Raw genomic sequence first — 11655 nt, forward strand, 5'->3', positions numbered from 1 at the left:
AACAATATCCGCGTCACCACCATATCCCCCGGCGTGGTTGAGACGGAACTCGGCTCTGATATTACAGATGATGCATCCAAAGGTTTTTTGCAAGAACTCCGCAAAACAGCGTTGACTTCAGATGCGATTGCCAGAGCGGTCTTGTACGCGGTGTCCCAGCCGGATGATGTCGATGTGAACGAAGTGATCGTCCGTCCGATTCGCCAAATGATGTAAGCATTAGATGACATCATAAAAACCACAACTAGTGATCACTCCATGAATCACTTCATCTTTTGGGCCCTTGAGTTTAGCACCTTATGGGTCGGTCTGAAGCTATTTGACGATGAAGTGATTCTGATTGTCTCTATTTTTGTCGGTTTGGGTTTCATCCTGGCTGGGCTGATTGCGGCTCCACTGTCGCTGCAAATTCCGATTGAAATCGCATCAGTGCTCGCCTTGTTCAATGTTTGTATGCAGTGTATTCAACGGGGCGATCGCTCTTAAAGCGCGCTCTACAACCTATAGCTGAAGAGTGCTTTATTATTTCCATGAGAGGGCTGCAAATCCTTTACTCCAGTTCAAGCTGGCAAATATTTGGTCATTTGTTTTACATCTGCTCCACCTGAACGAAAAGATTGCTTGTAGCGTCCAATGACTGTAAATAAACTTGTCTCCAAATCAACGTCTCAGTTCTTTGCATGATTGATGAGTTTGTTTACAGCCGAGCTTGCAAGAGACCGCTTCAGAAAGGAGCCAAAACCTCATTCCGTTGTTTCTGTTCTAGGCTGTTCTTCCCAAGGGGCTCGCTTCCCGATATACTGGCTTTTCACTTTTCCCTGCTCTTTCCAGTAGGCATACCAGTAAGGCCCATGCCCCACATCAGCCACTTCTCCAACCATACATTTGCAACCTGCCCGATTGCAGCGTCGCTTTTCCCGTTGGTAGGCTTTGTCCTGATAACGCCGTTGCTCAGTAACCGCTGCTTCAAGTCGTAGCGGTATAACTAAAGCTGCCTCCGCTTCTGAGGCGATCGCCTCCGCTAGCCAAGCATAAATCTCCTGCTTCTGTTGCAAGTTCAACCGTTGTAGAGTGGCACGAAGCGATTCTAGAGAAGGTTTGCGTGGCATGACTAATTCTTGTGTAACTTCAGTCGTTATTTCCCTGGTTACACAAGAAGCTTTATTCAAGTAGCCCTGCGATCTTGTGTAATCCCCATCCGTACTCGCTAGCCCTCTGGCTTAAGTAAGCTGCGGTCTTGTGTAACTTTCTTCCCTAGTTACACAAGATGAAACTGACATCAAATCTTTTCAACCTTGGAGGTTTCCTGAGGAGGTAGAGCTTTAATCCAAACCTCTGACTCATAAAACTCCCCTGGCTGCTCTAACTCAAAGCCCCCCAGCAGTAATCCTAGCCATAGGTTGACCCAAGATATTCCCAGTCCTTGATACAACTGCTGGAGGGAAATCCTCGGTTCTCGATGCTGCTGAAGCCACTGACTGATCGCTTGGCCCCACTCTGCGACTGCCTCTTCATGAGCGATCGCCCAGACTAAATCTGCCTCAGCGGGTTGCTCCTCCTCTCCTCCCGTGTCTACGACCCACTCCTCTAGCCACTCCAAGATCACATCCTTATCCACCAGCGCTGCAACTGATCCTGCTGCCACATCCTCTGCTGTTCCTCGCTTCGCTTTCCGTTGACGTGGAGGAGCAGGCTCCATCAACTCGCTTAAATCCACGCTCATTGTCTGGCGCACCACATCCGCAAAGAAACCCTGTGCAACAACCGGATCACGGTAAGCATCCTCCCATTCCGTAATCAATACCTCTGCCCGCACGGCACACAACTCAGCCACCCGCAGCAGCGCTTCCCCCGCTACTTGTAACTGTTCTTGCTCTGGCGCTTGGGCGATCGCCGCATCCATCTGCCCCAATAACTCTGCCACATTCGCTTGCTCCGGCATGATCTGAGCTGCTCTCAAAGAATCCCACAGTGGCAGTTCTAGCTGCTGATTCATTCTTCCATTCCTCTCAAAGCCAGCGCTTCCAGATGAGTCGCATGGTAAACACAAGGACGGATCGGGCACTGAGATAACGAATGCTGTTGCTCATGGGCATAGCGCTCAAATCCACTGCATCGCCCTTCACCATATTGCTGGTACAACGCTTCTAGTAATTGGCGCGCATACTCCTTTACCAATCGAGGTGGGAGCCCAAAAGTATGTTGAGGTTGAGTTATCGCTTTAGGCTGATTTCCTACCCACAGCTCGGCACACATCGCATGAATCACCACCTCATCATTCACTTGCCGAGGCTGGTCTACATAAGTATGGAGGACCACATAAGGCACCTCAGGAACCGGAACCACATTTTCCTCAAGCGGCGATCGCCGCCTTACGCCTTGAGCCCGTCCCTTCCGGTAATAGGAGCGCCGACTATGACAGATAGCATTTTGCCAGCACCCATCACCTCCAACAGCAGCATCGTGAAGTTTTCGGGCTTCATCTGCCGTCAACAGGCTACAAGCCCAGCAGGTTTCGTTTGGCGATCGCCCCATCTGCGTTGAGTTCGAAAGGCTTCCTTATTATGGCGAGCCCAGTAAAAAATTGGTCGTGCTGATAATAATCTTAGAATAATTAGATAGAGATAAGTGTCGTTATCTCTATCTAAAATTTGCTCAACCTTCTCTGTGGTGATGACTTCACTTCCTGAGGACCCCGTTTTGCTCATCGTGCTCGTGCTACTAGAGGGCCACAAAGACAAGGAACCTCGACGATCGCAACCTTCAGGCATGCACCACTTGAAATCGCACTGACTGGTGGTCACAGTTGGCTTAGACCCGGGAACAAGCAGAATTGCTGGAAAACCACCCGTTAGGTAGTCGCTCACTCCTCAGTCCAGCCGTTAAAAGTGGAGAGTTGCGATGAAGATTAGGAGTTTGCATTGTGAGTAAACAGCCAAAGCAGCCAGATAACAGCGCCCTAACTCCTTCCGGGTCAGATCAAGCAGATGCCAAGATGCTTCAGGTCGATGGCAATCGTCCGATTGATGAGAGTGATCTGCAGGTAGAGAGAATTTTGCCCATTGATGGCGATCGCCCCGTCGTGGCGGATGACATTCGGGTCCTTGCCACGATTGAAGTCGATGGCAGTCGTCCGATTGTAGCTAGTTCCTTAGAGTCGACCGAAACTCTGGGCATTGATGGCGACCGCCCCATCAGGCCGAGCCATTTGGATGTGAAAGCAGTGGTTGACGAAGATGGCAAACGACCGATTGCCGCGGATAAAGTCCAAACTCGCAAGACCTTTTCTCTCGATGGCGATCGCCCCATTATGGCGGATGAGCCAGAAAAATCGGATATGCTCCGAGACTACATTGACTAGCTGCGACTTCTCCACATTTGGGGCTAGAGAGTGCCAAGAATTTTGGGCAAGGCATTTTAAGACTGGGGAAAACAATGCTGCTAGGGAGCCGGAAGCAAACAACCGTCTCAGTTACATTCTCTCTTCATCAGGAGAACAACCCTGCAAGTCAAGATAAAATCAAGCCATTGCTCCCATCAGGAGTGGAGCGGATGGCTGAACCAGCTCAGGAGCAGTTCTGTCTACGCAAAACGCAACAGATCGATCGCTCTCTCCCCTGCGATCGCACTTGGCTTGTTGAGTGAGGGGAAAGCACGAGCGTCCATGCCACCATCCACCGATCCAGTTCTGCCCATCGTGATTTTGCCACTAACAGGTGGCAAGCAGCCGGAACCTCGGCAACTGGAACCACCGGATCTGCGGCACTGGCAGATTGAGGAGTTTCTACGGCAAACGGGCAAGGCAGACAACACCCAGCGGGCTTATCGAGGCCAACTCGTCCGGTTCGCTGCTTGGTGCGACAAGTCCTGGCTCGATGTGACACCTAGCGACATCGGCAAGTATCGCCGCGAGTTGAAGCGCAAGAGGTTGAAGGCAACCTCCATTAACCATGCGCTCAACACGTTGAAGTCTTTTTATCAGTGGCTGAGACGTAGCAACGGTTATCCCACGAACAAACCCTTGCCGACGGATGCAATCGACCTAGAACGGCAGCCAGAACCAGAAGCGGCTCATATTGATGAGGACGAGCTTGCTCAGATTTGGCAGGTGTTGCAATTGGAGGAGAAAACTGCGATTCGCGATGCCTCTGGTACCCGAGTACGCGATCGCGCCATTATTGCTGTGTTGAGTCATGGGCTGCGAGCATCGGAAGCTTCGGCACTCAACGTGGAGCATTGGAACAGCAAGATTCTCAAGGTGCATCGTTCCAAGGGACAGAATGTGAGTGAAGTCCCGCTGAATCGAGAAGCGAGACAATATCTGAATGTGTATCTCGAGTGGCGGCAGCAGCAGGGTGATATGTTTGAGCCATTGCCGGAGAGCCCGATGTTTTTGGCACAAGACCCGAAAAGTGCAGGAAAGCGCTTAGGTTACAAGGGCTTACATCGAATGGTGAAGCAGTTGGGAGCGATCGCTGGGATAGAGGGGTTGAATCCGCATCGCTTCCGACATACGTTTGGCACGGAAGTCACGCGACGCGGGGTTGATCCGCTGTTCGGCAAGGAACTAATGGGAATCAAGAGCGATCGCGTCTTTCAGCGCTACACCAAAGGCGTTTTCAAGCAGGCTGCGGCTGAAGCTTACTTGCAGGCGATCGGCGAAGAGACCGATGAATCATAACTGTATGTTCTACCTGCTTGGTTGCAGCTCCAGGTAATTGACAAGATGAAGGCTGAGTGGGCCAGAGCAGGAGTGCCCAGATTTCTGTGTGAACCAAAGCTGAAACCTTTGGTTTCCCTTGAGTCTTAGAGGCTGAAAGCCTTAATTCTAAAGAGTTAATTAGTTTTTATATTTAGCAAATTAGTGTGCAGTTATAACTGGAATTACACACCTTTGCCTATATGAAGGGTGGGGGGTATGATGGTGTCTTGGAAAAACAAATAAACTCCGGTGGGGAGGGTCCAGGGAGGGGAAAAGTGAGTTTTCCACAACCTGTGCCTCTAGCTCCTGCGGTCGCTTATGAGGATCTCAGCGATGTGATTGTGGGGGTTCAAATCCAAATCGTCCGATTGGGGTGGACTGTGGAGCAAGCCCATCAATTCATTGCTGATAACTTCCAGGGTAAGCGTAGAAGTCAGCTTACGGATGATGAATTGATAGGCTTGCTGTACCAATTGAGGACGCGATCGCTCTAACTGAAGCGCTACGCCATCGAAAAGCTTGCAATGGCTAGCCACTGCAAGACTACAGGAGTTCTAGCAAAAGTTTTCGTCGCTCTTCAACGGGCAGCTTTGAGGCTAAAGCTTTAATTTGAGCGCTTATAGCAGCTTTACCCTCAAGGGTTTTTGCCTTCCACCATTCCTTAGCATCAACGGTTTTCTCGCCAGGATGCATCTCGTTATAATCTTTGTCCCCAACCGCCTCAGAATTACCTATAACCTTATGAAAAGCCTTTCGCTTTTTCGGATCACCATGTCTGCGTTCGTGAGTAATCGCAATATTTCTAAAGAAGTGAGGATTTGTTTTCCGTGGGTCAATATCCTTAAATAACGGATGTTCCAGCATTTTTAATGCTGATGTTGCTGTGTAAACAGCACGAGTCACTATAGTAAATAAGTCACCTGCCTCTATTTGTTTGCCATACCCTTCTAATTGGCTGTTTCCAAAGGAGATGAAAAATAAATTTTCGCGAAGATTACTCCTTGCGAGTTCCACCGTTTGAAAACTGCTTTGGGCTGACTGTATAAGCTTCTCTATCTTTTCAACTTCTTCACCCTGATCTGCTTGTACTGCCTGTTGGTGTTTCTGCTGTAGCTTGGCTAAATATTTGTTCAGTTCTTCTGTATTTTTATATGCCCGACGAGCTACAAAACCTAACCAACTGTCTAGATCAACTGTGGCCGCCTGAGTTTTAGGCTTCCAGACGTTTAGCCACTCATCAATATCGGCTACCACCTCTGGAGCCAAAACATCTGAAAGAATGAAGTCTCGCTCATCGGCTGTTTTGTTGTCTTCTGGTTCTAAAACTATGCGATAGCCATCGGGCGTACGAAAGAGGGTACGCCCAAGTTCAAGTTCTCTAAGCTCCCGTTGTCGCAGTGGACAGTAGGTCAATATTGCTACAAGTAAATAGCGCTGCCAGGACTTAATAATGGCTAAGTCAGAACGTTTTGTACCAAAAGAGTCTCGTGGGGCACAACATTTTCGCAAGTACTTAAGAACTTCAACACATTGCTCCATCGTCATTTCTTTCTCTGCCCGTTTAGCCTTCTTATTGGCCTTTCGCTGTTCTGTATACCGCTTAGACAAATTATTAGTAATCATCCGAATTTCTTCGACTACGGCAATGTCCCGGTACATGGGCCTTTTAGACTCGTAGCAATGTAACCACTTCGCAATGTTCAGTGCTGAATTACAAAACCCCATTGCCCAGCCGCAGGTATTTTCACGCTCGTTAATGCCCCAAGCAAAAAATTTGTCGAGCAACTCTAAATCGAGTAATAGTTTGAGGTCTAAGTCATTGAGTTCGTAGTTCTCAACATTTTTGAGCCATCCTAAAATATCAAGTACCCGCTCCTTATGATTCTTGAAAGTGATCTCTCGCATCTTCTTGTCCTGGCGCTTAGGAACATATTCCCCAGTGCAAAACGTATGAAGTTGCTCTAACTGTTTTGAAAGCTTTGCAGTCAGTTCAGATTCTTGTAAGCCATAAGGATTAGCATGCAATGCCCTGCGTCCTTGGTTTGCCGCCATGATGTTTGCTTTGGAGCGACTTTTGGGAGCATACTTTCCATAACGACCTTCAGCAGCCTCTTCATACCAGGTCTCTTGCTGTATCCATTTGAGAAACGTATTAAGAGCCGGACGGTATGTTGTCCTCTCTACATTGGTTTTAATCTGCTTAGCCGATGAAGCAGCTTGATAAGCCTCTAAAAGAAGTTTAAGAGGCTCAGAATTTAGAAATACATCCAGAGGAATTTGGCTGAGTGCGTACTCTAAACCCGCTCCTTCTAAATCTTCAGTACCAAAATTATATCCAGGTAAGTTGGGGAGAATATACCTTCTTAAAGCAGTTTTCAAATTTGCCAAACTTTGGCCCCTAACACTGGTTTCTCCTTGTTTAATGTATTGGAGTAAAGCTTCGAGGGTATTTTTGGGAGGGCATTGAGGCATAGCCGAACAGAAATACAGTACAAAATTACTATATCAACCTATGGTAATTTTGTACTGTATTAGCAAAAATTTGAGGTTCGCAAATATTCGATATGTCAAATCTGGAGAATATTCTTAAAAACTCTACAATCCCGTTTAAGCAAGACTTTCCCCGGGTATGTGATTCTAGGGGTGTAGGAAGCTAATCCTTGTGTTTCCTACGCTTTTTTAGGTTCTTTTTGGCCGAAAAGTAGCAGTGTGATGTAACAAGTTGAGTGTTAGAGGATATCGAAGGAGCGATCGCCTCAACCATCATGCAGCCGCAGCAGAGTAAATGCTTTCTAACACCAATATCAACGTATCTGCTTGGGTTGGGCCGAATACTTCTTCGGGACCCTGAGAACTGAAGTCTGTGAAGGGGACTCGTATAGCAAGCTCGGTTCCATAACGCCATGATGGGTTAGGTGGTCGATGATCAGGTTGATGAATTCAATCTGGTCTGCTGAGGCGGTGGAGCCAGATAAGAACTCACCAAAGGCTTGCTTAGCTGCCTCCCGGTCTAGCTCAACTAAGGAACGAATAAATAATCCTAAGCCCTGGCTTGTTTGGCATGCTCCCAATGTTCTGGGGTGCCAACGCCGGAGTTCAACAATATTCGCTCCAGTTCATCGAGATCGGTTGTGGTTAGGGGTTGCTTAAACCTGAGCTTGGGAATGGTGAGGTGGTCTTTATGTGCCAGTAGGAACTGCCTTGCTTTAGCCCGGAAGCGATCGAACTCACTACCGCTACCAAAGTTAGGAATTTCTATTAGAGTTTCAGGACCGAGTTCATCCTCAAAGTCGGTGTAGATCGGTTGACGCTGGATTTTCTCAATCAATCTGACTAATGCTCGCAGGCGTTTGCGGGCGCGTTCTAACATCGGAACGGTTACATCTTCCCACCAAGCATCGGTCTGAATCTCTTGGATCAATTCCATCTGCTCGCGCACCATTGGGATGCTGTCTTTCTCTTCTAGAGATGCAGCGATCGCCCATACTTGTGGGCTGAATCGAATGAATTCGGGCTTGGTTTGCAGTCATGCCAATTGCAATCGCAGCGTCAACATGTCCAAAAACTTGCACTCTTGCTTAATCTAAATGCGATCGCTGTATGCCCTGTAGATAAAGGGTTTTAAGAGCAGATTGAGGAGAAATCCAATAAATAAAATTGGTCTATTTATTGGACTTCTCTGGTAAAAGCTTTTTGTTTTGGGCGTTAAAGCGAACACGCTACTCGTCAGCTTGATAATCGGCGCAGATGCTGGCGGCGATTATCAAGCTAAGCGCAGGCTTGCCATCCTGGGCCATAGCCATAGTAAGAACTGCGATCGCTTCGGCACTGGGGAACTTCCAGTTGCATGGCAGCATTTTGATAGTCTAAGTAACCGTCGATATAATCTTCTGCCGCAGTTGAGCCTTGAGGATACGGGGTTTCAACCTCTGCTCTCTGTTCCTCCAGGGAGACTGATGCCTGAAATGCTTGGTGAATGTCCAACCTACTCCTTTCCCACTGAAAGATTAGGCAAGATTTAAGGATTACAGCTAGTTTTAAAAAATTAAGGTACCCAATCTTATGCTGGGAAGGAAGTAACTGTAATAAGCGAATTCTCAACTGAATGATATCCAAGGATCTAAAAGGGTGATGAGGTGTTGACATAGTTGATGTCCTTCAGGATGAGATAAGAGAGTAGATTTTGACATTTTCTATGACTTGAGGACCGTTAAAACAAAAGCCCACTAGTCTTGGGACCAGCAGGCTCTTGAAGAGATAACCTGATATTGAGTTGTGCAGTTCTGTCTCTTGATTTAGGATACCCAGCAATCGCTCCTGACCTTTTTGGAATGCAATGTTTATCTCAGTGGGGACAAGTGGGAGCTTTGGGGTTTCTTAGCTGCTGCGTTTTCGCTCACGCGATCGCCTTTGACAAATTGCGCTACATACCAAAGGCATATTGGTTTTTTCTTTAACCACGAAGAGATTGATAAGGTTCCAAGCTTACTCAAGCATCCCCACAATCCGGAGGGGCATACGATGCTCTTGAATAATCTGACATTAATTGACAAAAAGAGCTTTTTTGGGCTTTTTCTAGGTATTTATACTTAAAACTTAAGGGCTAAAATATTAGTCAAGCTTAAAAAGCCATGTTAATTCTAGTCCTAAATTATACTACTGCTACCTAGAGGCTATAAGTACCACGCATGGAAATTTCCTCTGCAAGTCGATCTAATAAGACAGCTCTTGTTGAAGGCTATGACGTCAAGACCGAGGAATTTGCTGGTGTGTGTGCCACTGGTAATCCACTCGCATCTCTAGTCAATCTAAGGCTGCTTGTTTTCGTTAACACTGAAATTACAGATTTTCAGCCATTAGCCCATCTATCATTCCTACAGATTCAGACTAAGCAAAGAACGGTGGGGTAAGTAGTAAGGAATGTTTGCTTTTCATTGACCTTGCGTTGTGAAATCTAGCCTAGTGGGAATAATTATTATGCCTATGCTGCCTAGAAACACAACCAATTATCCAATCACAGCTGATTACACCCTGAAATTACAGTGGAGTTTTAAGTATGCCTTTTGAATCGGTTCCTGGCACCTTGCTCAATTACTACCTGATCAACTTTGATGCTTTAGGTAATGAGCGTAATGAACCTGATGGAAGCAAACTTAGTCAAACGGTGTTGGAAGTGCTGTCTCAGGAACCCATTACTGATGTTTTTATCTTTAGCCATGGGTGGCAAGGTGATATTCCAGCAGCCCGTAATCAGTACGATCGCTGGATCAAGGCTATGGCAAGCAATACGGCTGATATAGAGAAGATAAAGCAATTGCGCCCTGGCTTTAAGGCTCTACTCATCGGTTTGCATTGGCCTAGTTTGCCTTGGGGTAACGAGTTAATCGAAGTAGGTTCAGAAGCAGAGGCTGTCGAGGCATTAACGGCTTGCTACGCAGAACGTGTGTCCAACAGTGAACCTGCTAAGTCAGCATTAAAGACTATTTTTTCAGAGGCACTGAGTGATCTCGAACCTGATGAACTTTCAGGAGAAACCATAGAAGCTTACCGAGTTCTGAACCAAGAGGCAGGTCTTGGCAGCGAGGGAGTTACCGCTGCACCTGGAGACGATCGCGAGGCATTTGATCCAGAAAGCATTTATAAGGAGAGCGAAGTCGAAACAGAGATTATAGGAGATGGCGCAGATTTTGGGCTTTTGGATGGTGGTAGCTTTGTCTTGAGCCGAGTATTGTCTCCTTTACGAACGCTCTCGTATTGGAAGATGAAGGCACGAGCACGGCAGTTTGGCGAGAGTGCTGGGTTTGAGTTGTTAACAACGCTTCAAAAGGCAACGTCTGAGCAGGTACGGTTTCATTTGGTGGGTCACAGCTTTGGCTGCATTGTGATGTCAGCGACTTTAGCAGGACCGAAAGTACAAGGGGTCTTACCTCGTCCTGTAAACTCCCTATCCCTCATTCAGGGGGCGCTATCGCTATGGGCCTATTGCTCGGATATTCCTAAGGCTCGTGGGACTGCTGGTTATTTTTATCCAGTCATTCGGGATGGCAAGGTTTCAGGTCCTATCATTACTACTCTTTCAGAATATGATTCAGCCGTAGGAGTGCTTTATCCGCTAGCGAGTGGTGTAGCGATGTCTAGTGCATCTTTTGAAGTTTTTCCTAAATATGGAGCCATTGGTGCCTTTGGAATACAAGGAGACGGCATCTCTTTGAACCCCCTTCAGATGCTATCTTGCGATCGGGACTATGACTTCAAGAGTGGACAAATTTACAATTTGGGAAGCAGCCAATACATCTGCAAAATTCCTCCCGATGCCGGCTTAGGAGGAGCACACAATGCCATTGATGAGCCAGAAGTGGCTCACGCTGTTTGGTCAGCAGCAATGAGCATTTAGTTTGAAATTTCGCTTTCCTGGTTGGGATATAGTTCTGTTCCAACTAGGAAAGCTGTTGCGGTAAACAGCGTTAAGGAATTGCTATGGTAGAGCGCGAAAAAGGAGCAGCCTTTCTAGTTGGGATTGACCATTATGATGATGCGAGGTTGCAAAACTTTGCTAATTCAGAATCAAGCAATGATGTCGCTAAACTGAAGCAATTTTTTACTAGTCTTGATTATAGCCAGTATAAAGTTGATTCTCAATACCAGTTAACTGGGCATGTCACGATTGATGCTCTCAAGTCGAAGCTAAAAGACTTTATATCGACCAAACAGTATAAAGATGTTCTTCTTTATTTTTCTGGGCATGGTTATCAAGTAAAAGAAACCGCGAAAGGTTATATTGCCACCTCGGACTGTGAGTTGCTGTTTAGTAGAAAAGGTGAATTAGTTGGTCAAGATAACGGTCTTTCTTTTAAAGATCTTGGAAAATTAATCACAGAAAAGGGAAGCCATTTGAGTAGCCTAGTACTTCTACTAGACACTTGTCATAGTGGCTACGCTGTAACTGAAAACAT

13 protein-coding genes and 1 pseudogene are annotated in these 11655 nt (G+C 46.8%); 7 read left to right on the forward strand and 7 right to left on the reverse strand.

The window, feature by feature from the left end; genetic code table 11:
* Both NDA01_RS29700 and NDA01_RS29705 read left to right on the forward strand, forming a co-directional pair.
* Positions 1 to 216, forward strand: a pseudogene (locus NDA01_RS29700) (oxidoreductase); the annotation flags it as partial.
* A gap of 42 nt (positions 217 to 258) precedes the next feature.
* Entirely contained in the window at positions 259 to 486 is a 228-nt protein-coding gene (locus NDA01_RS29705) for a hypothetical protein (protein ID WP_348230858.1), read from the forward strand.
* A 257-nt stretch (positions 487 to 743) separates the two neighbouring features.
* Here the strand turns inward: NDA01_RS29705 and NDA01_RS29710 are convergent, their stop codons facing one another.
* From NDA01_RS29710 to NDA01_RS29720, 3 genes are all read right to left on the reverse strand, one after another.
* Positions 744 to 1109 (reverse strand): DUF6788 family protein, encoded by a 366-nt coding sequence (locus NDA01_RS29710; RefSeq protein ID WP_348230859.1) that lies wholly within the window; start codon positions 1107 to 1109, stop codon positions 744 to 746.
* A gap of 170 nt (positions 1110 to 1279) precedes the next feature.
* The gene (locus tag NDA01_RS29715; protein WP_348230860.1) at positions 1280 to 1996 is read right to left on the reverse strand and encodes a hypothetical protein; all 717 of its coding nucleotides are present in this window, start codon (positions 1994 to 1996) and stop codon (positions 1280 to 1282) included.
* Positions 1993 to 2535, reverse strand: a complete 543-nt coding sequence (locus tag NDA01_RS29720) for a hypothetical protein (protein WP_348230861.1) — start codon at positions 2533 to 2535, stop codon at positions 1993 to 1995. The genes NDA01_RS29715 and NDA01_RS29720 overlap by 4 nt, the downstream gene beginning before the upstream one ends.
* 388 nt (positions 2536 to 2923) lie before the next feature.
* On the opposite strand from NDA01_RS29720, the gene NDA01_RS29725 reads away from it, so the two are divergent.
* The 3 genes from NDA01_RS29725 (at position 2924) to NDA01_RS29735 (ending at position 5196) form a co-directional block, all read left to right on the forward strand.
* Positions 2924 to 3361, forward strand: a complete 438-nt coding sequence (locus NDA01_RS29725) for a hypothetical protein (protein ID WP_348230862.1) — start codon at positions 2924 to 2926, stop codon at positions 3359 to 3361.
* A gap of 303 nt (positions 3362 to 3664) precedes the next feature.
* Positions 3665 to 4681, forward strand: coding sequence for a tyrosine-type recombinase/integrase (locus tag NDA01_RS29730; RefSeq protein WP_348230863.1), 1017 nt, complete (start codon positions 3665 to 3667; stop codon positions 4679 to 4681).
* A 296-nt stretch (positions 4682 to 4977) separates the two neighbouring features.
* Positions 4978 to 5196, forward strand: coding sequence for a hypothetical protein (locus NDA01_RS29735; protein WP_348230864.1), 219 nt, complete (start codon positions 4978 to 4980; stop codon positions 5194 to 5196).
* 49 nt (positions 5197 to 5245) lie between these two features.
* On the opposite strand, the gene NDA01_RS29740 is transcribed toward NDA01_RS29735, so the two are convergent.
* The 4 genes from NDA01_RS29740 to NDA01_RS29755 form a co-directional block, all read right to left on the reverse strand.
* A complete protein-coding gene (locus tag NDA01_RS29740; RefSeq protein ID WP_348230865.1) occupies positions 5246 to 7090 on the reverse strand; it encodes a hypothetical protein in 1845 nt (614 codons plus the stop codon).
* A 416-nt stretch (positions 7091 to 7506) separates the two neighbouring features.
* Entirely contained in the window at positions 7507 to 7773 is a 267-nt protein-coding gene (locus NDA01_RS29745) for a type I restriction-modification enzyme R subunit C-terminal domain-containing protein (protein WP_348230866.1), read from the reverse strand.
* On the reverse strand, positions 7743 to 8129 hold the full coding sequence (locus NDA01_RS29750; RefSeq protein ID WP_348230867.1) for a hypothetical protein: 387 nt from the start codon (positions 8127 to 8129) through the stop codon (positions 7743 to 7745). Before NDA01_RS29750 ends, NDA01_RS29745 begins: the two co-directional genes overlap by 31 nt.
* 341 nt (positions 8130 to 8470) lie before the next feature.
* Positions 8471 to 8686 carry a hypothetical protein gene (locus tag NDA01_RS29755; RefSeq protein ID WP_348230868.1) on the reverse strand — a complete coding sequence of 72 codons (216 nt, stop codon included), beginning with the start codon at positions 8684 to 8686 and terminating at the stop codon, positions 8471 to 8473.
* 1072 nt (positions 8687 to 9758) lie between these two features.
* On the opposite strand from NDA01_RS29755, the gene NDA01_RS29760 reads away from it, so the two are divergent.
* Positions 9759 to 11096, forward strand: a complete 1338-nt coding sequence (locus NDA01_RS29760; protein WP_348230869.1) for a hypothetical protein — start codon at positions 9759 to 9761, stop codon at positions 11094 to 11096.
* A gap of 83 nt (positions 11097 to 11179) precedes the next feature.
* Positions 11180 to 11655 (forward strand): caspase family protein (locus tag NDA01_RS29765; RefSeq protein ID WP_348230870.1); only part of this gene is annotated, 476 nt, incomplete at its 3' end.

This window comes from Trichocoleus desertorum AS-A10 (assembly GCF_039962155.1).
Classification (GTDB): domain Bacteria; phylum Cyanobacteriota; class Cyanobacteriia; order FACHB-46; family FACHB-46; genus Trichocoleus.